The 23,620-nt window shown below is 49.3% G+C and carries 22 protein-coding genes and 1 pseudogene; 15 read left to right on the plus strand and 8 right to left on the minus strand.

Features of this window, described 5'->3' with window-relative positions:
- Positions 1-92: 92 nt before the first annotated feature.
- Positions 93-1,523: a flavin monoamine oxidase family protein gene (locus tag EBA_RS10355; protein WP_225616115.1), complete on the minus strand. Its 1,431-nt coding sequence runs from the start codon at positions 1,521-1,523 to the stop codon at positions 93-95.
- 195 nt (positions 1,524-1,718) lie between these two features.
- On the opposite strand from EBA_RS10355, the gene eutB (EBA_RS24545) reads away from it, so the two are divergent.
- From eutB (EBA_RS24545) to EBA_RS10405, 11 genes and pseudogenes are all read left to right on the plus strand, one after another.
- Positions 1,719-1,910, plus strand: coding sequence for an ethanolamine ammonia-lyase subunit EutB (gene eutB, locus EBA_RS24545; RefSeq protein WP_192374654.1), 192 nt, complete (start codon positions 1,719-1,721; stop codon positions 1,908-1,910).
- 161 nt (positions 1,911-2,071) lie between these two features.
- Positions 2,072-2,129: pseudogene (locus EBA_RS24890) on the plus strand (hypothetical protein); the annotation flags it as partial.
- A gap of 75 nt (positions 2,130-2,204) precedes the next feature.
- The gene (gene eutB / locus EBA_RS24895; RefSeq protein WP_225616131.1) at positions 2,205-2,318 is read left to right on the plus strand and encodes an ethanolamine ammonia-lyase subunit EutB; all 114 of its coding nucleotides are present in this window, start codon (positions 2,205-2,207) and stop codon (positions 2,316-2,318) included.
- Between the two features lie 10 nt (positions 2,319-2,328).
- On the plus strand, positions 2,329-2,730 hold the full coding sequence (locus EBA_RS10370; RefSeq protein ID WP_225616133.1) for an ethanolamine ammonia-lyase light chain EutC: 402 nt from the start codon (positions 2,329-2,331) through the stop codon (positions 2,728-2,730).
- A 423-nt stretch (positions 2,731-3,153) separates the two neighbouring features.
- Positions 3,154-4,473, plus strand: coding sequence for a glycerophosphodiester phosphodiesterase family protein (locus EBA_RS10375; RefSeq protein WP_192374655.1), 1,320 nt, complete (start codon positions 3,154-3,156; stop codon positions 4,471-4,473).
- A 275-nt stretch (positions 4,474-4,748) separates the two neighbouring features.
- The gene (locus EBA_RS10380; RefSeq protein WP_192374656.1) at positions 4,749-5,591 is read left to right on the plus strand and encodes an endonuclease/exonuclease/phosphatase family protein; all 843 of its coding nucleotides are present in this window, start codon (positions 4,749-4,751) and stop codon (positions 5,589-5,591) included.
- Between the two features lie 216 nt (positions 5,592-5,807).
- Positions 5,808-6,218: a hypothetical protein gene (locus EBA_RS10385; protein WP_192374657.1), complete on the plus strand. Its 411-nt coding sequence runs from the start codon at positions 5,808-5,810 to the stop codon at positions 6,216-6,218.
- Positions 6,131-8,626 carry an NACHT domain-containing protein gene (locus EBA_RS10390; protein WP_192374658.1) on the plus strand — a complete coding sequence of 832 codons (2,496 nt, stop codon included), beginning with the start codon at positions 6,131-6,133 and terminating at the stop codon, positions 8,624-8,626. The genes EBA_RS10385 and EBA_RS10390 overlap by 88 nt, the downstream gene beginning before the upstream one ends.
- Positions 8,627-9,058: 432 nt before the next feature.
- Entirely contained in the window at positions 9,059-9,484 is a 426-nt protein-coding gene (locus tag EBA_RS10395; RefSeq protein WP_192374659.1) for a hypothetical protein, read from the plus strand.
- Positions 9,485-9,913: 429 nt separating this feature from the next.
- Complete coding sequence (locus EBA_RS10400) at positions 9,914-10,618, plus strand: hypothetical protein (RefSeq protein ID WP_192374660.1); 705 nt, start codon at positions 9,914-9,916, stop codon at positions 10,616-10,618.
- 151 nt (positions 10,619-10,769) lie between these two features.
- On the plus strand, positions 10,770-11,528 hold the full coding sequence (locus tag EBA_RS10405) for a hypothetical protein (protein ID WP_192374661.1): 759 nt from the start codon (positions 10,770-10,772) through the stop codon (positions 11,526-11,528).
- A 386-nt stretch (positions 11,529-11,914) separates the two neighbouring features.
- On the opposite strand, the gene EBA_RS10410 is transcribed toward EBA_RS10405, so the two are convergent.
- Entirely contained in the window at positions 11,915-12,496 is a 582-nt protein-coding gene (locus tag EBA_RS10410; protein WP_192374662.1) for an ANTAR domain-containing response regulator, read from the minus strand.
- A gap of 2 nt (positions 12,497-12,498) precedes the next feature.
- Positions 12,499-13,977 carry an MFS transporter gene (locus EBA_RS10415; RefSeq protein ID WP_407663545.1) on the minus strand — a complete coding sequence of 493 codons (1,479 nt, stop codon included), beginning with the start codon at positions 13,975-13,977 and terminating at the stop codon, positions 12,499-12,501.
- On the opposite strand from EBA_RS10415, the gene EBA_RS10420 reads away from it, so the two are divergent.
- The 4 genes from EBA_RS10420 to EBA_RS10435 all read left to right on the plus strand — a co-directional run bounded on the left by EBA_RS10420 (position 13,898) and on the right by EBA_RS10435 (position 18,251).
- A complete protein-coding gene (locus EBA_RS10420) occupies positions 13,898-14,131 on the plus strand; it encodes a hypothetical protein (RefSeq protein ID WP_192377392.1) in 234 nt (77 codons plus the stop codon). The genes EBA_RS10415 and EBA_RS10420 overlap by 80 nt on opposite strands.
- Positions 14,132-14,409: 278 nt before the next feature.
- Positions 14,410-16,950, plus strand: coding sequence for a nitrite reductase large subunit NirB (gene nirB / locus EBA_RS10425; protein WP_192374663.1), 2,541 nt, complete (start codon positions 14,410-14,412; stop codon positions 16,948-16,950).
- Positions 16,950-17,321 (plus strand): nitrite reductase small subunit NirD, encoded by a 372-nt coding sequence (gene nirD / locus EBA_RS10430; RefSeq protein ID WP_192374664.1) that lies wholly within the window; start codon positions 16,950-16,952, stop codon positions 17,319-17,321. Before nirB ends, nirD begins: the two co-directional genes overlap by 1 nt.
- Positions 17,322-17,333: 12 nt before the next feature.
- Complete coding sequence (locus EBA_RS10435) at positions 17,334-18,251, plus strand: PhzF family phenazine biosynthesis protein (RefSeq protein ID WP_192374665.1); 918 nt, start codon at positions 17,334-17,336, stop codon at positions 18,249-18,251.
- Between the two features lie 14 nt (positions 18,252-18,265).
- Here the strand turns inward: EBA_RS10435 and EBA_RS10440 are convergent, their stop codons facing one another.
- The 5 genes from EBA_RS10440 to EBA_RS10460 form a co-directional block, all read right to left on the minus strand.
- Entirely contained in the window at positions 18,266-18,772 is a 507-nt protein-coding gene (locus tag EBA_RS10440; protein ID WP_192374666.1) for a metal-dependent hydrolase, read from the minus strand.
- A 61-nt stretch (positions 18,773-18,833) separates the two neighbouring features.
- On the minus strand, positions 18,834-20,195 hold the full coding sequence (creD, locus tag EBA_RS10445; RefSeq protein WP_192374667.1) for a cell envelope integrity protein CreD: 1,362 nt from the start codon (positions 20,193-20,195) through the stop codon (positions 18,834-18,836).
- Positions 20,196-20,371: 176 nt separating this feature from the next.
- Positions 20,372-21,619, minus strand: a complete 1,248-nt coding sequence (locus EBA_RS10450; RefSeq protein WP_192374668.1) for a hypothetical protein — start codon at positions 21,617-21,619, stop codon at positions 20,372-20,374.
- Positions 21,620-21,826: 207 nt separating this feature from the next.
- On the minus strand, positions 21,827-22,174 hold the full coding sequence (locus EBA_RS10455) for a hypothetical protein (RefSeq protein WP_192374669.1): 348 nt from the start codon (positions 22,172-22,174) through the stop codon (positions 21,827-21,829).
- A gap of 18 nt (positions 22,175-22,192) precedes the next feature.
- Complete coding sequence (locus EBA_RS10460; protein WP_223146664.1) at positions 22,193-23,617, minus strand: TolC family protein; 1,425 nt, start codon at positions 23,615-23,617, stop codon at positions 22,193-22,195.
- Positions 23,618-23,620: the final 3 nt, after the last annotated feature.

The raw sequence follows: 23,620 nt of genomic DNA on the forward strand, positions 1-23,620 counted from the left end.
TAACGGCTTCTGCATCCCGTCCGGCAATGGTGGTATTCCCATTCCTAGTATCGTAAGCACCCTCGCCACTGACTGAGTGTTTAAACTCGCCCTTAGTCTCTTTGCAAAATATCCTTAACCGCGCGTATCGCCGATTGACTGGCACCGTTGGAGTGGGTGTCCTCGGTAAAGTCTCCGGCAAAATAGACGCGGCCTTGCGGTTTTCTCAACGACTCCGAAAGGTTATCGAAGCGCGACCGGCCGACCGGCCATGACGCTATTGCGCGTGGATGGTAGCGGTAAAAGCTCATCCGTTTGACCGATTGCCGGAAACCCGGCCACTGTTTGTCAAACGCCGTCAGTAAAGTTTCCCGAATCTGGTCCGGATCGCTCATCCGCGAGTTAAACCGCTCCGCGTCCGAACCGCTGACCAATAAATTCAACAGCGCATCTCCGCCGGATTGGGATCCGCCCTCATAAATCACCCCTAAAGGGCTGTCGGTCATAATCGGCAATATGCTGTCGCCGCCTCGGGTCCAGAAGCTGCTGGCGGCCTTATCCACCGTGACGTGCGCGGTAAAGTAGGCGCCGGCCGATTGAGTTTGTATCGCCTGTTTTCGCTCGGCGCTCAACGGCGGAGCGAACTGAATGTCGTTGAGCCGGAATAATGGAATTGCAGTGATCAAGTATTTGGCGTGGAAGATCTTTTGCCGCAAGTTACCTTGGTCGGACGTAAGCACTTCCACATTATTATTGGTGGTTGTGATGTGGGTGACCTGTTGGTTCAGCAGGATGCGGTTCCGGCCGATAAAATTGGCCAGCGCTTGCGTGGCCCGTTGATTGCCGCCGACTATACGGCGGGGTGCCAGACCGTTGCCGGAAAAATAATGCCATTCGGCAATGCCGTCCAGCGCGCTGATTTTTCGCCAGGATGTAGCGTATTCCGGTTCGGTTTCAATGCGCACTAACTCTTGGGCTTTGGGCGACAGGCCGCTGGTGCTTTCGATCCAGTCGGCAAAGGAAATTTCTTGCAGTGCTAGCATATCCTCGGACAAGGGCCGCAAAGTCAATTGCTGATAAAGCTCGGCCATTTTGGCGTCCCAGCGTTGATAAATTTGCATTTCGTCGCTATCCAGTACCGATGCCAGAAACTCCGGATTGGTACTTTGCGTAAACGGATACAGCTTGCCTTGGTAATAAAAACTGGAAAAACTGCTGTAAGCCGTTTCCATAGGCACATGCAAATCCCGGAAAATCTCGATAGCCGGGTTATTTTCCCAAAATTCTTCCAGACCCACTTCGGCATGCGTGCCGTCGGGATAAGCAGCGGTGCGGACACGGCCGCCGATATGCGGAATCACGGTTGATTTACCGGCTTTTTTTAAATAATACGAGGCGCTTAAACCCGATAGGCCGGCTCCGACGATCAATACATCGGCGGTAAGCGGTTCGGAGGGTAAGACGGCGGAGGCTAGGCTCAGCGACAGGGCCAAAGCAATGAAACCGATGGAACGGTTGAGTTGCTTGAGGGATAGGGTAGTCATCTGCGTCGCCTCGGTGTGTTTGTGGGTGGTAAACCGCTTAGCCATTGGAATCGGCAGCGAATTTTCGCTACGGTACGAGACAAATATTGCAGGTAAGTGACTCGAACATAACTGACCGTCTGCTGGCTGCCACGGGTCACATAATAGTCTTAAACTTGTCGTATTCTCGGATATTCTCCCATCGTAACTTGCCTGATGAATTATTCCGCAACCGCACGAGGCAAACGCTCTCATTTTCGTGATTTGCCTATCTTGTGGGCTAAGGCTATGCCGCGCCGGGCAGCGGATGAATTGGCCGGTTTGGCGGCGGATTCCGAAGTCGAGTGTGCGGTCGCGCAGCAGGTTTTGGCCGAGGTACCCTACGGAGATTTATCGAAGAACCATTGATAGCCCCGGAGCGAAACGAAGTTTCCCGCTAGATTCTGGCGCGCCATGGCCTGCAATGGTTTGCGCCGCTTGCGAATTTAAGTGTGGGCGAATTTCGCGACTGACTGTTAACCGAGGGTAACGATTTGGCGGTAAACTTTGCCGGGCTTACGCCGGAATTGGTGACCGCGGTCAGCAAAATTATGCACGACCAGGATTTGATCGCCGTTGCCGGGTGGTTACTCGCTTTCGCAGCACCATTGGCTTGCAGGGGCAGCTTGGCCACTAGCCTGCAACCTAATCATCCGCGCCGGTTTGGAAGACCATTTTTGCGGCAAGCTGCTGGGTGTGCCGATGGGCTGCGATATTTGTTACACCATTATGCCGAGGCTGATCAGAACGACATGGACACGCTTCAGACGCTGCTAGGCGCGGCCGGTTGCAGCCTGCCGACTGCAGCGCTATTGGATTTCAATTGGCCCATGCGGCGGCGCAGGATGCAGTGCATCAGGCTTGGGATGTGGCGGCATTTGCCGAAGGCTTGGAAACTACGGATTTTGAGTCGCTGGTGCTTGCCACGCCGGTCGCCAGCCGCGCCCAGTATCGGCAAAGTCCCGATTGGGGGCGTTGCCTGACACCGCCAGCCGGCAACACGGACGACCAGCGCAACTGCATTTCCAATATTCGCCCGCCCACCGGCCAGAGCTACGGGGCTGCCTCATCCAAACTGGTATATCCCTCTGAACAGGCTTTGATTCGCGGTTTGTCCGGGATAGCGCCCAAGGACGATATGTTGGAGCAGCGTCGAGGATCAAATGATTTGGTTATAGCGGCAGACTAACGCTGTGTTATCGATGCTAACTGGCAAGGTGTTTTATCGGTTGTCGGCAATCACGTGAATCAGGCAATCAAATGATGCGTTGGGATTTTGCTGGAGCCCTGACACACAGTCTTGCGACACTTAGTCGGTCATTGCCCCGCGCACTTGACGTTTTTTGTAGCGTGGTTAGATGTTCTCACCTCAAGCCCTAGGGCGTCATAACCGATGTCCGCTCTATCCAAATGAGGCAATCTCTTTAGTTTTTCCTGTAACAGACAAATAGTTACGTCAACGCTTCTTAATGGCTCTGCAATATTTGCATGATAAATAATCGGTGCAGTAACGATTTGCCGGCTATTTCAATTACAAAACGCTGATCGATTCGTCTTTGACTAATAGGGTTGATCAGATGCCGGCGACAAAATATATCAACCGGAGATCTTAATGTTTACGCTAAACAAGCTAACCAGCAAAACAGCGGCAACGCTGCTGTTGCTAACCACCTGTCTTTTGCCTGCCTTGGCAAGCGCCGACAAGTACGATAGAGAGCGTGGCGAGGATAGAGACGATAAAGACGTCAGCATGCAAGTGGGTCCACGTCCGTTTTACTTGGTGGAGAAGATGAGCCCCAGTCCGCTGAAAACCAAACTGGAACAGTGCAGCAATGGCCCCTTCTATAAAACCGACTTCTCAATCGGCCATCGCGGCGGCGGCACCTTGCAATTCCCCGAGCACACCAAGGAAAGCCATGAAGCAGGTGCGCGCATGGGTGCCGGTATCCAGGAATGCGATGTGACGTTTACCAAGGACGGCGAGCTGGTTTGCCGTCATGACCAATGCGATTTGCACACGACTACCGACATCCTGGTCACGCCGTTGGCCGCTGCCTGCTCCAAACCGTTTTCGCCTGCCGAATTCGACGCCAATGGCAAGCATATTAAGGCGGCTTCGGCACTTTGCTGCACCAGCGATCTGAGTCTGGCTGAATTCAAGACGCTTAAAGGTAAGATGGATGCGTCCAATCCAAACGCGACTACACCCGCCCAATACCAAGGTGGTACCGCAAACTGGCGCACTGATCTCTATTCCACCGGTGCTACTCTGCTAACCCATAAGGAGAGTATCGATTTGCTGAAACAGCTAGGCAGTAAATATACGCCAGAACTTAAAGGGCCTAACCGCGCCGCGAAACTTCAGGTAGAAGATGTATTTGGTAGCCAGGCAGCGTATGCACAAGCCATGATAGATGAGTATAAGGAAGCCGGCGTTTCACCCAAAAAAGTGTGGGCGCAATCTTTCAATAAAGACGACGTGCTGTATTGGATCAAAAACGAGCCGGCTTTTGGAAAACAAGCGGTTTATCTGGACGATGCCAATGTCCCAGCCGATGTCCCCACGGCAGACGATTTGAAAGGCTATGCGGCACAAGGTATCAAGATCGTCGCTCCACCAATGTGGATGCTGTTGGATGTTAAAGACGGCAAGATTGTCGCATCACAATATGCGAAAGACGCTAAAGCCGCTGGCCTGGGCATCATCACCTGGACGCTTGAACGTTCCGGCCGGATTGTCGAAGAAGTGTTGCCTACCAAAGGCACCGCCAGCCCTTCGTTTTACTATCAATCCACGCTGGATGCCTTGCAAAACGACGGCGACATGATGACCACCCTGGATGTACTGGCCAAGGACGTGGGTATCCTGGGCATATTCTCGGATTGGTCAGGCACGGTGAGTTATTACGCGAGTTGCATGGGGCTGAAATAAGCCCCGGACTCATGATTGGCTGCGTGGCTTAATTTGAGTCGGGATGCGCCAACGCAAGGTGGCGCATCCCTTTTAACGGACTGAAACGCTTCATAGCTATCGCACACGGTATGACAAATTGAAGTGAAGTTCTACCGATTAGTTGCGCTCCTGCGAGTAACCGAACCCTCAGCTTCTCCAAAATCTGGCCTGTCAGCAGCCATATTTCACTTGCCTACAACAAACCATTCGGTTCAGCCACGGCGGCTCAAACTTTCCAGAACGAGGGGGCGGATATGCAACTTTCGTTGCTGACTCTCAACCTGCACACCTATCAGCAGCATCCCCGCCATTGCTGTTTCGACACGATGCACCAGCATGAGCGCGAAGTGCATATCATCGCCGAGGCAATAGCCCATTTAGGTATTGATGTGGTGTGTTTTCAGGAGGTGGGCGAATATTTGCACGACCCCATTACTCAGCCGTATGGCCAATCGCCTTCGAATATGGCTTTCCGGATTTGTCGGAAATTGCGGGATTGGGGGCATTGGTTTCATATTCATCAAGACTGGAGCCATATCGGCTTTCAGCGCTGGCGGGAAGGCACAGCCATCTTGAGCCGGTATCCGATGTTGCACAACTATTCGGCCTATGTCTCGGACGATTGGCGCAAAGACAATTACATGTCGCGTAATATCACCGTTTCTTGTATCGATGTGCCTTGGTTCGGGTTGTTGCATGTCGCCAATGTTCATTTGAGTTGGGCGCACCACGGTTTTTTCCAGGAATACGCGCGTCTGAAGCAGTTGGTCGATTCACGCCGTCATTTTGGTGTCAGAGCCGATGTAATGGTTGGCGATTTCAATGCGCCGGCGGGCGAGCATGCCTACAACCATATCGTTGGCAACGCGGAATATGTCGATCAATTTTATGAATTACATCCTCGGCGATTTTACCAGCCTAGCTATCACGGCTGGATAGACGGCTGGAAACATAGCCCGCCCAAGCGAATCGACTATATCTTTAAAAGAAATGGACATCCGCTAAGAATTAAATCCATGGATATTATTTTTAATGATGCGTTTTATCCTGTCGTTTCCGATCATTTTGGTTATTTCGCTAAATTCGAGCTGTTTTAAATTTCCACGCGTCCGGTAGGATAAAAACCGATTGAGCTGAAGCCAATTCCGCAAACGGTTTTCACGTCGTTCCGATATAAATTAATAAAGATGAAATATTTGTCATGTTAAATAAAAACATGCTGACAAATTTTAATCAATACGCGGTCATTCTATAGAATCTCTGGCTAAATATATCGGTGCTTATCGTTTTTATATAGACACAAAGCAGTTCATATGAAAATACGGATTTTGGCCATTTTTATTATTATGGTATTACCGGCTTGCGGCATTTTAATTGCAAAAGATCCGGCCTGGTCGGATGATTTACCCAAGTATGCTTACTTTTTTAATGAATACCAGCGAGATTCTATCAATACTAATGTGCAAACGCTGGAGCAATATTTAACCTGGGTGCAGCGCTTTTATAACGGATGGGAGCTTTATCCTAGCGGCTGGAATAGTATTAAACAGGATTTATTGCTGAGAATTAATGACCCAGCATTGGCTGGCGAAGTGAACAATAAAATGGATGATTTGGGCTTATCCATTTCTAGCGAATGGGCGAAAAACAACGATACCCGAGTCATCAATATAGCTTACGTACGGAGTTTCCGGAAACTTACTGCGAATGGAATAAAAATTTAAGGCGAGCCAGAGTAAGTCTAATTAAAGGAGGGCCAGGCCAAGGAAAATCGACTGTTGGGCAATATTTATGTCAAATCCATAGGGCAAAATTGATTTTAGGTAATGATGCTCCTTATGTATTGGAGAACATAAAAAACGTCGCGAAAGAGATCAATACTGCGGCAACTAAAAATGGCTTCTGGCCAACATCACCTCGTATCCCTATTCAAGTGGAGCTAAAAGAGTATGCTCATTGGTATTCGCAGTGCAAACCGGAGCAGCCAAATAATATTTTGGTTTACATTACCGGGATAATTACTAAGAAAATAGGTGCGCAGGTTCTAGTAAAAACTTTTAAAAAAGCCCTAGCCAATCAATCTTGGATAGTCGTATTTGATGGCTTAGATGAGGTTCCTAACGATTTTAAAGATAAAGTAGCCAACGAGGTTTTATATTTTCTAAATGACATTTTAGTAGAAATTAATGCCGATGTTTTAGCTATTTGTTCTTCACGTCCCCAAGGTTACTCGGGTCAATTTGCCGGTATAGATGGCCCAGTTGTGGAATTAAGTCATCTTGATACCGATAGTGCTATGCGTTGCGCAACTCCAGTGCTTAAGTTTGGGCGTTCTAAAGAGGAGTCTGAAAAATCAATTGAAATTTTAGAAACCGCAATCAAATCACCGAACGTCAAGGAATTGATGACCACTCCGTTACAGTCACATATTATGGCAGTAGTCGTGCGTGACGGAGGGCGCCCGCCAGAAAGGCGATGGCAACTGTTTAATAGTTTTTATCTTGTGATGAAGAAACGAGAGAGTCTGAAAAACTTTCAAAATCCGCGCATTGCCAAGTTATTGAGAGAAGAAGATCGTTTATTGAAATCCGTCCATATGCGGCTTGGATTTGTGTTACACGCAAGGGCCGAACGTAGTGAAGGTGCCCAAACCACTCTGAGCAAGACAGAGTTTCGAAGTTTAGTACACGATGTTGTGACAGTATTGGATGACCATGATATCGAGCAAACAGTCGCTGATGTTATGGAGGCAACAACGGAACGGCTAGTATTGGTAAATACACCAGAGAATGGCGAACAAGTTCGATTTGATATTCGACAATTGCAAGAATTCTTCGCAGCAGAATTTCTTTATGACGGCGTGGGTACAGATCAACTGGAAACCCGAATAGAGACAATTAGTGGAGACGCTCATTGGCGAGAAGTCATGCATTTTCTCTTGAGCGCGTTGATCGAAAATCGTCGCACTGCCGAAGTAGCCGTTGCTGTACAAGCTCTTCGTCGACTTAATGAAGGTGAAGAAGGAAGCCTAAATAGAATCTATTATCGCCGCATGGCAAAAGCGACGTTACTAGTCAGTCGTGTACTGATTGAAGGTGTTTTGGAACAAGATCAGCGTGATCGGCAGCAACTCAAGCCGTTGTTTGATCCCCTAGGTGGAATTTTAGATTTAAACTCTCTATTTGAGCTTGGCCATATAAATCTGGCAAAATCAAAAAAATGGCTAATTCAATCATTATTGGAAACAATAAATACTGCAATTCCTCGCGAAACATTAGGCGCTTTATTTCTGCTGGGTTGGTTGCTTCCTGATGATTCGGAAGAGTCAAAAACAGTAAGTCTCGTTTTCAAAAGCACCTCCATTTCACAACAAGAATATCTTTATTCATTATGGGCATCACAAAGAGATAGATTCTTGGTATATCGGCGCAAAACAAGAATCCATCGTTCCTTTCCCTTTAAAAATACAAGCCAATGGGTCTTATGCTCTATAATACATATTGTTAATTCAAATAACTGGAAATATTACAGCACGGGAAGTATTAGAACTATTCTAAGATTTTTGTGTGATGATCATAAAAGATTTATCGCGAGCTGTGAGTCAAGCGGGGTTAACGGCGACAGTGCAAAAGCATTATTCAAATGTTTAAACATTGATGAAATAGAAATCGATCGAAAAGAAGTTGAGGCAGTTGATTGTGGTTTCTTAACTGGTTATCTATTCCCTGAAAACTGGGTAAATGGAAAACTACCAGATTATTTTAATAATCTTGATTTTAATAATTGCATAAAACACTCGGATGGATTATTCAAATTAATTTTTACGTGCCTTCGGCTTGCCAAAGAAAGAAGTTCTTGGGCCTTAAATGAATTCGTTAAAATTGTTGATTCTATTGGTAGTGAAAAACTTGGAGTCCTGCCGGATTCGTTATTGGCCTTGCTCCCGATTCCAGGGCGATACTCCGAAACGCCATTCTCAATTGATCACTTGCGAAATGTAGACACAACTACTAGCGAATGGCTTGATACGCTCTCTGCTGAACAAGTAAATCGACATCAATATTGGCAGATTAGAGATGTGAAGGATTTAGATAAAAATAAATCTCCCACTGACCAATGGGGGGTATTCTAGGCCCGCCTTCCTAGAATTGCCTTAGACTTTGCAATAAATCCAGAAAGACTCCAACATCTTGTACATGTGCCAAATTATATATCAGAGCTGGATATATCAGTGTTTTCGACTTTAATTGAAAATAATCATCTCGACACAAGACAGCACATATAATATTGGGGTAATTTTCAAGGTAGAGAATCGGAACTATTAAAAATACTCAAAAACAGGGCGTCAAGTACATCTTTAAAACAGGATGCGTTCTGGATTGATTATGATGAAAAAATATCGCCTTTTGAGCTAAATATTCCAGAAGATGTACACTTACTATCAGATATTGCGCCTGCATTGGTCAAATGGTTTTGTGTCAGTCGACAATTCAAATTTCGATGGCAATCCAGCGCATCAAGAGAGCAGTCTCTTCATAAAACATTGAAAGGATATTGTTTATCCTTGGACATTCTTAGGAATATTGCTGAAGAAAATAATTATAAACAAGATGACAGAGCAGGTGCATTGGCACTCTACTGGTTGCTATTCTCAGAAACTGAAGCACCTACAATTGGAGCATCCGAAACCACACTAGATTTAAACAGAGAAAAAGAACTGTATGAAACGTTAGCTAATGAACTTAATGAAGAATGGCTTGCACATGCATTAATCGGAGGAGTATTAATCCGCAGATCTGAAACTGATCCTGGTGCACTTTGCTTTGTTACATACCTGATGAATCGCTGTGTTGATGGTGGAGGCGCGCGGGATGCCATTATAGAGCTTATTGAAAATTGGCGAGAACGCTCAACTGCACCAGTAAATAGCAAGCGAGTGTTGGAGAGTTGGTTAGGGTATGACTTTAATATACCAACATATGCAATATAGCGAGAATTACTATATGGGGATTCTGATTTCTTGTTGTCTGGAAGTAACCACCGAAGATTAAATGGGTTAGTTTCAATAGTTCGACATAGACAGGCAATTTGCCGCAGTATAAATGCGGTCATTCATTGACGGCTGCTTTTGGCCAAGCTGGATGACCGCAAAGGGTCGCCTAGTGATCGTCAGTTCTTCAGATTCATTCCCCGAAAGCTGTCATTGAATTCCCGATACCTGAAAGCAGCCGTTCGTCACTGAGTCAAACCGACCCAAAGGAGGCAACCGCTATAGTTTTGCCAATGTCCGTAAATTGATAATAAGCCGAAGTTGGGTTTCGCGTTGTTCTACCCAGCCCACGAGCCTAATGTAAATTTAATTGACTACTCAAATATTTCGCCATAGGATGGGCGTTATCTCCACCATCGGGGTTATGTCATGAAAGTGCGTTACTTAAGCTTATTTTTGTGTTCAATATTAGGTGCGACAGCATCTTCTGCAACTCTCGCCGCACACACCACGTGGACGGTTTGGGAATCGATGACGGCCGATGATGTCGCCGGGACGGCAAACGGCAAGGTTATTCTTGGATCGGAGTCGATCCAGATTAGCTATCAAGGCGAGGTAAATGCGGGTGGCCACCTTAACGGCGTTTCAAATTACTGGTTACCGCTATCAACCTATACCAGCACCGAAATCTCTAACGCACCAACTTATGAAGGTCGAATAGACTTTTGGGGTGGCACCGACAATATCAACACGCTAACGTTCTCCAAAGCAGTCGAAAATCCGGTAATGGCAATCGTCAGCCTCGGTCAAATTTCCAACCCGTCGTCTTTTGTATTCGACAAACCGTTTGTTCTACTTAATCAGGGACCAGGATTATTCGGCGGTAGCCAATATTCCCTGACTCAGCCGGCCTCCAATATCCTGTATGGCGAAGAGGGCAATGGCATTATCCAGTTTATCGGAACCTATACCTCGATCAGTTGGAGCAATCCCTTGCTTGAAAGAGGTGTTGGTTGGACAGTTGGTTTTATAACGGTCCCGATTTCCAATCCAGCTCTTTTGATGCTGTCAGGGCTCGCTCTAATAAACTTAATTGCTTCGAAGCTCAACCGTCGACATATTGCCATGGCCTAGCCCGACCTACATTTAGAAATCGACACCCGGTAGGTCGGGTTCGGGAGGCGGCTTATTTTAGATATAGTCAGCGAGTATAACAACGAGGCTAATCGTCAGGTTGGACTCGCAAGGTTGGCAGAAACCCATCTAACCCCAAACAGAGAATGCAATGAATAAATTTATACTGGTCGGTTTTATCTGTTTCTTAATTCTCGGCCCCAATCGACTGACACAGGCAGCAACTTACAATTTGATTTCGGACTTTGAGTTTCCTGAACAAAACGGGCCATTCCTATACGGATATGCGGAAACGGCAACCAGCGCATTTCAGGTACTGGATCAACCGATGAGCAGTTTGGAGGGCTTTACGGGGGTCAACGGTTGGATTAGCTCGAACTATGTAAATCGGGAGCCCTTTCCGCAAGTTTCGGTGAATTCCACCGACGCAACCTATTACGCCGGGACGCATTACTTGGCCCCCCCCCACGCTGTATACATGCATCCAGGCGGATATTTTTCTTCCAACGACTTTGCAATATTGAGATTCGTCGCCCCTGCCGAAGGCAGTTATCGGGTGAAGGGAGAATTTTTTAGCGTGGACTTCGGAACCAAATCTGTTGGTGTAAAACTCAATTCGTCTAACGGTAATTTCAGCACCGATGCAATACTAGGCGCCTATGCCGGCTACTTGAACGGAATTCCGTTCCGCTTCGACTTTACTAGGGATTTACACGAGGGCGATACCTTAGACTTTTCGGTCGGCCGTTATGATGGAGATCCCACCGGCGATCCCGTCGGACTACGAGGAGTCATTTCGACGGTCCCATTAACGCCGTCTGCCGGCCTCTTTTTGCTAGGATTCGCGTTAATTAATGCTGCTAATCTCAGAGGTCGGGTTAGGCCATGGGGCACAACCGATATCATTTGATTGGGGAAAATCGCCGAACGTTACAAACCTGTTACGCATAATGCGCCTTCTGAGGTATCAACAATTGGGGAGTCCAACAAGATACGAGCTACCCTACATCTACATTTTGAAGCAAACCTATCCAATGTCGGCTATGGATCAAATTGAAGTCGGTGACAGAAGATTCTTATATGACCGGTTTTGGCCGTTGTGACTCGGTGATTATGCTAACTTGCTCGCCGAATACCGGACATCCGAAGGGAATCAAGAAGTGAAATTGGAAGGTCGCCCCGATCGGCAGGTAATGGCCGACAGGAGCCAAATTTAAGGCTCAATCACAAATCAAATTCGAATGCAGCAGAGCTTACGAAAGCGTCAAAACGCTCCGAGCCGTGTCGCAAAAGCCATTATTTGTTAAACAACTCCGCCATCGAAATCACGTTCTTGGCCATTTCGCCGATGGCGATGTTGCGGTCCATCGCCAGCTTGCGTAAGGCATGATAAGCCTGATCTTCCGTGTAGCCTTGCGACTTGATTAAAATCGCCTTGGCGCGATCCACTAATTTGCGGTCTTCCAATTGGGTCTTGGTTTTCTTTAGTTCTTCTTTTAAGGCATGTTGCTCCTTGAAACGGGCGATGGCGATATCGACGATGGATTTGATGCGTTTGGCGTCCAGGCCATCGACAATATAAGCGCTGACGCCGGCTTTTATGACTTTATTGATGGTCTCGGTTTGTTGATCCTCGGCAAAAATGACCACCGGTAGAGAATAGCTGTGATTGATCTCTATGATCATCTTTAACACGGTCTCGCTGGGCGTGTACAGATTCAATACCACCACGTCCGGGTGCAGAGTCTGGACGATTTGTAGCATATTCACTTCTTTCAATTTCAGCGTTAACACCTCGCAGCCGTGCTGGCGCAAGCTGGTTTCCAGCAAGCGTTCACTGTCGAATTCGTCGACGACTAATACGTTCAGCGCGGCCATATTCAATCCAGGGCGATTTTCAGCAAGGTGCCATCCGGCATGATTTCGGTGATGTAGTTTTTGGGTTCTTCCAAGTAGTAAATCAAACCCAGTAGCAGAAAGCAGGACAGGCCCAGGATTAGGAAAAATTGACCGGTCGAGACGAAGGTCAGCAAAATCAAATAGACGATGGCACCGGCATTGCCATAAGCGCCGACAATGCCGGCAACCTCACCGGTAATGGCGCGTTTGACTAGGGGCACAAACGCGAAAATTGCACCTTCCGCCGCTTGCATGAATATCGAGCAAGCCAAAGTAACCGCCACTGTCGCGGCAATAGTCCACTGCGCGGAAATCATCGCCATCGCACAATATCCGCCGGCCAGACCGGTTACGAATAAATATAAGGACAGTTTGCGACCTATTTTATCGCTCAGCCAGCCGCCGGCCGGGCGGGCGATGACATTAGTCACCACGAAACTGGACGCCAAAAAGCCGGCATCCAACATGCTAGTGCCTTGAGTTTCGTTGAATGTCTTAAAGAAAAAAATCGGCAACATCGACAATACTGCGAGTTTGGAGCCGAAGGTAATCAGATAGGCTATCGCTAGAATGAATACTTGTTTGTACTGATAATGATGGATGCTGGCGATGGGTTGGCTGAGGCGGTCAGCGTTGTTGTTGACCAGCTGATAGACGTGTATGAAAAACAGCGTCCAGACTACCAGATGAATCGTCATATTCCAGCTTGCGCTGAGCACCGGTGTCGCCGGTGTCGAAAGCTTCCAGGCCAGTAGCGAAATAGTGGCGTACAATGGCACCAGACTGAGCATATATAAAAACAAGTCGCGGATGCTAGTGACTTCCATCGCCATCGGCCGGCGGGTTTTTAGTGCGGCAATTTCCGGCGGCAGGTTTTCCACGCTGAAATAGTAAATCACCGAATAGACCAACGCGATCACGCCGGTCAGGGCAATCGCCGAGCGCCAGCCGTGTTCGGCACCGAAATAAAATGCTAGCCCGGGCAGAAAAATTGCTGCGACAGCCGAACCGAAATTGCCCCAGCCGGCGTAAATACCTTCAGCGGTGCCGACCTGGCTGGCGGGAAACCAGTCGCCGATGATGCGTACGCCCACCACAAACCCGGCGCCGATGAAGCCGAGCAAGAAGCGCGACCAGGCTAGTTCGGTAAAATTTTCCGCCATCGCGAACATGAAGCAGGGGATGCTGCATACCGCCAGCAATACGCTATAACTGATCTTGGCACCGAATCTATCCACCAACATTCCGGTGATAACCCTGGCCGGTATGGTTAGCGCTACGTTCAGCAGTAGCAAGATTTCGATTTGGGTTTCGCTAATGCCCAGGTCTTGCTGGATCAATACTAATAAAGACGCATGATTGAACCAAATAACGAAGCTGATGAAAAATGCGATCCAGCTCATGTGCAGCACTTTGGTCTTGCCGCGCATGGATAGTAGTTTAAAAGGCGTAAAAGACATGGATTATCCGTGGTTGTCGATCCTTGGCTTGTATAAGCAGCATATGTGCCAGCGACACAATAACGACAATTCGGTGGATTTATGGCAGAGCGGCGCCATAGTGGTGCAAATCGCCGGTTTCTTTGCCTTATTTGGGTGCGAATTTGGCCGATAAAAGCAGTGACTCAGTGTGCGGGCCTAGGTTTTTCAAGGGTTTTGTATGTTGGCATTAATTTTGTTATAGATTTATTAAGTCTTGTCGTTAGACTTTACCCCCGTACGAAACCTGGACAAAGGCGTCCTGCTTGAATGAGTCAATCATTCGAACAGGACGCCTTTTTTTTTGGCTGTCAAAAAGGGTAGTCGCGACCAGGTAGTCACTTGTTGAATCGCCTTACCGCCATTAAGCCGGGTAGCGCGTTTGCATAAATTCCGAGTAAAAAGAGGCCCCTGATGAATATGAAACAAACCCTGGTTGTTATCGGCAACGGTATGGTAGGCCAGAACTTTCTGGCTGGATTGGTCGGCAGCAATGTGAAAGATCGCTATCGAATTGTCACGTTCTGCGAAGAGCCCAGAGCGGCTTACGATAGGGTGCATTTGTCCGAGTATTTCTCCGGCAAAACCGCCGCCGATTTGTCCTTGGTCGCTGACGGTTTTTTTGAAGAGCACGGCATAGAGATCTATTTAGGTGACAGGGCGGCCAGTATCGACCGGGAGCGCAAGCAAGTTACTTCCACCAAGGGCGTGGTCGTCGATTACGACAAACTGGTATTGGCCACTGGCTCCTATCCTTTCGTGCCGCCAGTACCGGGACATGAAAGGCCGCAGTGTTTGGTCTATCGCACCATTGAAGATTTGGAGGCAATGACGGCTGCGGCGGCTAAATCTAAAGTCGGAGTGGTGATCGGCGGCGGCTTGCTAGGCCTGGAAGCAGCAAAAGCGCTCAAGGATTTAGGTCTGGAAACGCATGTGGTCGAGTTCGCGCCGCGCCTGATGGCCGTGCAACTTGACGATGGCGGCGGGGCGATTTTGAAACGCAAGATTGAAGCCTTAGGCGTCAAAGTACATTTAAACAAAAACACTAGCTTGATCGATGATGGCACTGAATGCCTGCATAAAATGAATTTTGCCGATGGCGAAACGCTGGAAACCGACATCGTGTTGTTTTCGGCCGGCATCAGGCCTCGCGATGACATCGCCCGCAGTTGTGATTTGGAAGTCGGGCCGCGTGGCGGCATCGTCATCGACAATCAATGCCGCACCTCCGATGCGGATATTTACGCGATTGGCGAATGTGCGCTGTGGAACGGCCAGATTTTCGGTTTGGTGGCGCCCGGTTATGCGATGGCGCGTACCGTAGTCGCAGATTTGGCGGGTGAAGCAGGCAGTTTTACCGGCGCCGACATGAGCACCAAACTTAAGTTGATGGGTGTCGATGTCGCCAGCATCGGCGACGCGCATGCCAAAACCCAAGGCGCCATGGTGTATACCTATCAAAACGGCGCCAGCGAAATCTATAAACGCCTGGTGGTTAGCCAAGACCAGAAACAGCTATTAGGCGCGGTATTGGTCGGCGAGGCGTCCGCTTACAGTACGTTGTTGCAATATTGCTTGAATGGTATCGAACTGCCTGAGCATCCGGATTCTTTGATTTTGCCGCAACTCGCTGGTGAATCGGTCGGTTTGGGGCCGGATGCCTTACCGGCCACTGCGCAGATTTGCTCTTGCTACGATGTCAGCAAAGGCCAGATTTGTAGCGCGATCGAAGCCGGTTGCACCACGCTTGGCGGCCTGAAATCCGAGACCAAGGCCGGCACCGGTTGCGGTGGCTGCTCGGCACTATTGAAGTCGGTACTGGATTGTGAACTGACTAAGTTAGGTGTCGAAGTCAGCACCGATATTTGCGAGCATTTTCCGCATACCCGCCAGGACTTGTATAACCTGGTGATGGTCGAGGAAATCAAAACCTTTGACGATTTGCTGGACAAACACGGCAAGGGCCTGGGCTGCGAAGTGTGTAAACAGGCAGTTGGTTCGATTTTGGCGTCATATTGGAATGACTACATCCTGGAAAAAGACCATATCGGCTTGCAGGATACCAACGACATCTTCTTGGCTAATATGCAAAAAGACGGTACTTATTCGGTGGTGCCGCGGGTTGCCGGCGGTGAAATTACCCCGGATATGTTGATCGCCATAGGCCAAGTCGGCAAAAAGTATCAGCTTTACACCAAAATCACCGGCGGCCAGCGCGTAGATTTGTTCGGTGCCCGCGTCGAGCAATTACCGGCGATTTGGCAGGAATTGATCGATGCCGGTTTCGAGTCCGGTCATGCTTACGGCAAATCCTTGCGCACGGTGAAATCGTGTGTCGGCAGTACCTGGTGCCGCTACGGTGTTGATGACAGCGTCGGTTTGGCGATAGAACTGGAAAATCGCTACAAAGGTTTGCGCGCCCCGCATAAGATCAAGTTCGGCGTCTCGGGCTGCACCCGCGAATGTGCGGAAGCGCAAGGCAAGGACATCGGCGTCATAGCTACCGAGAACGGCTGGAATTTGTATGTTTGCGGCAACGGCGGCATGAAACCGCGTCACGCCGATTTGTTTGCCACCAATCTGGACAAAGAAACGCTAATCAAATACATCGACCGGGTGTTGATCTTTTATGTGCGCACCGCCAACCGGATGCAACGGACCTCGGTATGGATGGACAATATGGAAGGCGGGTTAGACTATTTGAAATCGGTGGTCATCGAAGATCGATTGGGGATAGGCGCGCAGCTAGAAGGGCAGATGCAGCACGTTATCGATACCTATCAGTGCGAATGGAAAACTACCTTGGCTGACGAACAACGGCTGAAACGTTTCCGGCATTTCGTCAACAGCGATCAAGCCGATGACAATGTGGTGTTTGTCGAGGAGCGCGGCCAAGTTAGGCCTGCCAACGCACAAGAACGTAAACATTTCAAATTGATCGAGGAGGCTGCATAATGAGTACGTGGATAGATGTGTGTGGCATCGCCGATTTGCCAGCCGATTCCGGGGTGTGTGCCCTGGTAAAAGGCAAACAAGTTGCGATTTTTTACCTACGGCGTACAGGGCAAGTGTATGCGATAGGTAACTTCGATCCGTTTAGCGAGGCTAATGTGTTATCGCGCGGTATGGTAGGGGACATCGGCGGCGAGCCAATGGTCACATCACCTATGTATAAGCAACATTTCAGTCTAGTTAGCGGTATTTGCTTTGAAGATGCCGAGGTCAGCGTACCAGCCTATCCGGTACGCTTGGAAAACGGCAGAGTCTCCGTGCTGGAGGCTTCGCCGTCTGTGCAACAAAAATCGCCGTCTTTGGCTGTCTGTTAAATGGAGTAAGGTGTGAACTACCAATATTACATCGCTGATGTCTTTACCAACCAGATATTCAACGGTGCGCAGATAGCGGTATTGCCGAAGGCCGACGGCTTGAATGCCGAGAAAATGGCCAAGATTGCCAAGGAGTTGAATCTGTCGGAAACGGTATTTCTGTTTCACAAGGCCGATAATGCCAAGTATCGGCGGATGCGAATATTTTCCCCGCTGGGTGAAATCAATTTTGCCGGCCATCCGATTATTGCCGCGGCCTATGTGTTGGCTATCTCCGGCGATGTGGCGTTAACCGAACCGCTGACTAAACTCGAGTTTGAACAAAATATCGGCGTTATCCAAGTCAATTTGTCCAGTGAGGATGGGCAGCCGGGCTTGGTGCAATTTAGCCGTGGTGTCGATTCTATTGTCGACCGCTTCTCGCCCAGCGACGATGAAATATGCAGTTTTCTGGGCTTGCAGTTGGCGGAGCTGGACCATAAAAAATACTCACCACGCTTGGTGTCTTGTGGGTTTCCTTATTTAGTGGTCCCGGTTTGGAACTACGAATCGGTACGCAAGGCCCGTTTTAACTATGCGGCCTGGGCGCAATCTGCCGCCCCGCAAACCGCGGCGCAGGAAATCTTGTTGTTTTGCCCAAAATCGTCAAGCCCGGAAGCGGATTTCAATGCGCGCTTGCTGGGGCCCAATATCGGCATCCATGCCGATCCGCCGGTCGGCAGTGCTTTACCGGCATTTTGTTGTTATTTGTGCTCGTTCGAACACACCCAAAAAGGTACCCACACTTTCGCGGTCGAACGCGGCGATCAAAGCACTCGCCGCAGCTTGATTCAGTTAGAAATGGATAACAAAGGCCTGGAGAATTTGACCATCAGGGTCGGTGGGCAAGCCGTGTTGTTTGCGGAAGGCAAAATTATGTTGCCCGATTAGACCAATTTCCTTCATCAGCTGCTCCGGGCCATGCACTGCTTACGCCACAAATACGCGGCCCAAAGGACAATCAAAATCTCCAGCGCAAAGGATCTGTGCAGCAGAAAATTCAGCCACCAGTCCTGGTAGACACTAGGCACCGTAATTAAAGCAAACGGCCTGTTTACGAACGGGGCCAGCCAGTAAATATTGCTGGCGATATAATCCAGCAACATATGCAACATACCGTTGCATGTAAAAATTAGCGCCAACAACGGCAGTTTCTTCTGCCTACAATGCTGAAAACACAGTATTGCCAGCGTTAATAACAGCAGCCAAACGCTAGGAAAGTGACTGAAATAGCTGTGGTGCGGGTGCGCGCGGTGATCGAAACCATAAAAATAAATCATATCCAGATCAGGGGCGATACTGCCGAGTAAGCCGGCGCGCAGAAAAACTGACCTTGGCACCCCATATTTTTTGAATCTGTGAAACAGCAGTGTCGATACTATATAGCCGGCTGGGAGATGAGCAACGATCATATCTACCTCGATATTGTCGCTCGGGACGATGCGTACAGCCAGCGTCCCGAGCCGATGGGATTTAAATGATTGCCGAGTTATCGGCATCGGATTGACCGAGTCCATACCAATCCAAGCGCCGTGTGGTAACCATCGCCAGGGCCAGCAGAGCAAACATCAGTAAAGAGCCCAACATCAGCGCGTTATCCTCTGATTCCAGCAAGCCATACAAACTGCCGAACAAGCCGCCCAGTAAAGCGCCAGCGGCAATACCGCGTTTTATGCTGCGCAAAACCGCGCTGAGGTAGAAGCCGATCAATGTCACGCAAGCGGCGCTGGCGATCAGATAAGCCAATACAAAGTCCAGATGCTCGGACAAACTCAACAGCAACAGGAAAAACATCGCCAGTGCCAAACCGACCAATGCGTATTGGGCGGGATGAATCGCCAGGTTTTTCAAGATTTCGAACAGAAAGATGGCGGCAAAGGTCAGGCAGACGAACAGGAAACCGTATTTGCTGGCTCTGTCAGACAGGGAATAAACATTGATAGGTTCCATCAAGCGGATGCCAAAGCTGTCGTAGCAACTGATAGCGTGGCATTTATAAAGACTTTCGGCGACGTTCGACGCCAGCGCATCGACAGACCACAGCGCATGAAAACCGGTTTCGCCGACTTGCTGAGATTGCGGATCGGGTAGGAATCGGCCGTAAAAACTCGGGTGTTGCCAGGCAGAGGACAGTTCGACGCGGGTTTGTTTGCCGGCCGGAATAAAATCCAACGATTCGATGCCGCGGATTTTTAGCGTGAACGCAAACGGCATATTGATAGGGCTGAACTCGACCGGCGGCGCGTCCAATGTCACGTGCATACCGGCCTGGGGCATGGGTAATTCCGCACCCTGTTCGAACGCATAATGCTTACCTGCCCATGCCATACCCGGCGCTTCCAATACGCCGCGCATATCCGCCAGCACGACACTGGCGTAAGGCGTGCCGAAACTGATCTGGCCGTTATGCAGCGGTTTCGGATTGCCGTACCCTCCCGGTAAAGACATATCGCCTTTGATACTGACATTCAACACGTAAGAACGTACTTTGAATAGGCCGCGCTGCTTGGTTTCCGTGGCGAGCTCGCCGGCTATATTCAAGTGTTCGGGTAGAAAATACAGCAGCCTGCTTTCGTTGTGCTCGATCAGTTCGCGTTTGGGTTGGCCGTCGACTTTAGTGTCGATAATTTCCGTCCAGCGCTCGGTGTACGGAACCACCAACAAGGGGCCGAACAATTGCTGAGGGTCGGCGGAACTGGCGGCAATGTCGCTTACTGTCTGTTGTTGACGCTCGGCGCGTTCGCTTACCAAGTTTTTTACCATGCCTATTGGTATCAGCAGTACCAAAGTCAGCCCGAACATTATGCAGATCTTTTGCCAGAGTTTTTTTTGCATCGTATTTATTCCGTGGAGTTAAAAGACGATGAACAGCATGCACCGGCAAGGTGAACGGACGATGTGGGGAATGTGAAGCGAGGGTGAAGTGTGAACGAGCTTGTTGACGCCACAGGGGCGGATACGACAATGGGGTATGGCCGAGCAACGGCCACACCCGAGGGATTTACTTCACGTCAATCTATGGTTTCCACCCAGTGGCAACGTTCTTTAACGATAGGCGCGGTGCGCTCGTTAGCCACGCCCTTGGCAATCAGCGCGATCACCCGGTCGTCGGTGTCGTAACCGATATGGGCATCCATGGGATTAGCCAGTTTACCCAAACCGAACGCATCATAAACCCTGGCGACGTTGATATTGATATTGGTGACATTGACGCATAATCGCGAATCCAGATATTTATTCACGAAATCGTGTGGGATGGCATAGCTGAGTAAATCGTTGGGGTCGCTAAAGGCGATCACCGAAGTTTTGGCCATGATCCGTTCGTTGTACTTAGCGCCTCCGGTTTGGCAGTATGTCTCGGCATGATTAGCTACTTCTGGCAAGGCCCGCCCCAATTGCAACATCGGTAACTGGTTGGACATCATGTAGATCGGTATCTCTTTGTTCTTCAACACGTTGGTCAGCGCAGTGTAGTAACTCGCTGTTTCGCCGTTACCCAGTTTCGAGGCGATTTGCTGCAAGCCGTCAATGGTGATGCGGCTACCTAGGCTATGAGAGACGAAGGCGTAGCTATCGTTGTAAAACGGCGTCACGTTCTTGGTGGAACAGGTTTGCTTAACATCATCCGGCAGGCTGTTCCAGTCGCCGTGGATCATCCAGCAAAAAGACTGCGCAAATGCCGACAGTATGTCTTCGCGCTTCTCACCCAGATAAATGATGGGGTCGGGTCCGGTATCGTTGGAGAACTTTTTTAACAGATCGTTGACTTCGGCGCGGCGAAACGACTGCTCGCCAGAGTTATCGTAGGACAGTACTTCTTTTTCCTTGGCGCTGATTTCAGACCAGGTCAGTTCGTAAAACAGCATTTCCTGAGATTTGTTGGCGTCGAGATAACGGTGGATACGCAAATTGCCCAGCGGTCTATCCAGGCCCTTGGCATCGGCCAAGCGGATATTTTTGACATTTCTGCTGGTGACAGTCAGATCAAGTTCCTTGGCCAGCTTTTCCATGAACTGCGTAGAGTAACCCGGTAAGTGGTTGCCGACACCGTGCACCATCAGTAGCTTCATTTTCCGATCATGCACTTCCAGTTGGGGTTTGATGCCTTCGAATTTATCGCCTTTGATTTCGCAAAGGCGGGTGTCTTCCGCGTCCTGTTTTTCCAGAATGGCTTCGGTAATCCCTTTGCCGAGACTGGCGCAACCGTTTAACAGCACGCTGATTGCCAGTATCAGCAGCTTGATGTCGACTTTTTTCATGTCTTGGATAATTTTTATTGCTAGAGAATGGTGGTCTTGGAGTGCAGTTCTCGCATTAGGCGAATCGCTGCTTAATGTCAGGCGGAGATTTTATGATAAATCCCAAATGCTTGGGAGGCAAAATGGGTGCGCGAATTGTAAATCTCGGTAAAAATGGGGTGTTTGCCGTATAAACTGAAATTCGCGCATTCCATCAATTTAGCAGGCTTATTCTTTATCGAGTTTCCTCTTGGCTGCGTCGGCTTCCGCGCCGATTTTTTCGACAGTGTCGCGATATTTGGCCTGCGCCTGATTGGCATGGTCGGCGATGATGCTGTTATCGGTATTGGCTTCCTTGATCAAGCATTCGAAATAATCGCGGGATTTTTGTTGCCAAGCGTTTATAGCCGCAATGCTTTTATTGTAGGCATCGATATTGCCGCCATTGATGGTAGGCGATTCAGGCACTACGCCGCAGCCGCTGGGTTGCCAACTGCCGTTGGTTAGGCTACCGGCTTGCGCGGGGTTTGCGAAAATCAGCAGTATTAGTGCAGCGCTTCGTGATGTGAATTTCATTAAATTATCAACAGCCATTTATATTGCCCAAAGCCCGAGTTTACCAAGGCTGTTAGCTAACTTCAACCGCGCCGTACGCCAATTCGACAGGGCTTTGATACGTTGTTGCCGCGAACTTGCCAGAGTGCTTTGCGCGCTTAACAGCTCAATTATGGTGCCCACGCCCGCTTTGTAACGGCCTTGTGCAACATTGAACGACTGCGTAGCGCTTTGCGATAAATGGTCCGTGGCTTTCAGGTTCTCGGATTCTGTTTGCAACGACTGATAACTTTTCCAGACATCCAGTGAAATCTGCTGTTCCGCGTTAGCCAATTCGGCGGTTTTAGCTTCGACCTGCGCTTTGGCCGACTGAATACGGTACGAACGACCAAATCCCTCAAACAGCGGTACATTGACTTGAACGCCGATATTGTCGTTTTCGGTGACAGTGTCGCCTGGCGCTATCCCCAACTGGTTGTTGTAGCTGATGGCGCCGGTTAACGCCACCGAGGGCAGGCCTTCCGCTTTGGCGGCTTCCACCTTGGCCTTGGCGGCCTGCATTTGCGCTTGCGCCGCTAGCAAACTGGGGTGATCGCGCTTGGCATCCTCTATTAATGCATCCATCGATGTTACAAAGGTGGTATCCGGCAATTCTCCGCCCTGGTCATCTATGGTCAAGGGCGTATTGGCGCTGAGTCCCATGGCGATCGCCAGGGTGCCGTGAGCATTTTTTAATGTCCCACTCGCTTTGGCGCGATCGAGCGAGGCTTGCGCGTAAGTCGTTTGTGCCTGCAACTTGTCGGCCAGCGTTCCCGCCCCCGCTCGGTACTTGGCGTCAGCCGCCAAATAACTCTCTTTTGCCGATTTTTCCGAGTCCAGGCTGGCGTCCAACGCACCCTGTGCGCTTAACAGGTCGTAATAACTTTGCGCTGCGGTGACAAATACGGTTTGCAGGGTTGCATCCTGTGTCGCATTCGCCGCGGCCAGAAGTTGTTGGGCATTTTCCAGATTAGCGCCGCGCAAGCCAAAATCGAATAAGATCCAGCTTAATTTTAGATTATAGCCGAGCACGGAGGTGTCTTTATCGCGGCTAAAGATGGGATAGTCTTTCACCGTTGTCTTGTTGTTTCCGTAGGTTCCACTCGCGCTCGCATTGATCGTGGGCATATAGGCGGCCAGATTGGTCCCAACCAGCGCTGCCTGCGCCTTAACGCTTGCCCAGGTTTGCCGTGTGTGGGGGTGGTTGCACAAGGCGCGTTCGACGGCTTCCAGTAAACTTAGCGGCACTCCTATCGCTGTAAATTGACAAGGTTCCATGGTCCTACTGGTAGTGATGTCTTTAGCCGGCGAAGCGGATACCTCATCTTGTGTTGAGAAAGGGTCAATGTCGCTATAGAGTTTGTCCAGCGCTGAAATGGGATCGAGACCCGTTGAAAAGGCGTTAATCGGGAGCATCAAAACCATGGC

This window comes from Methylomonas albis (assembly GCF_014850955.1).
Classification (GTDB): domain Bacteria; phylum Pseudomonadota; class Gammaproteobacteria; order Methylococcales; family Methylomonadaceae; genus Methylomonas; species Methylomonas albis.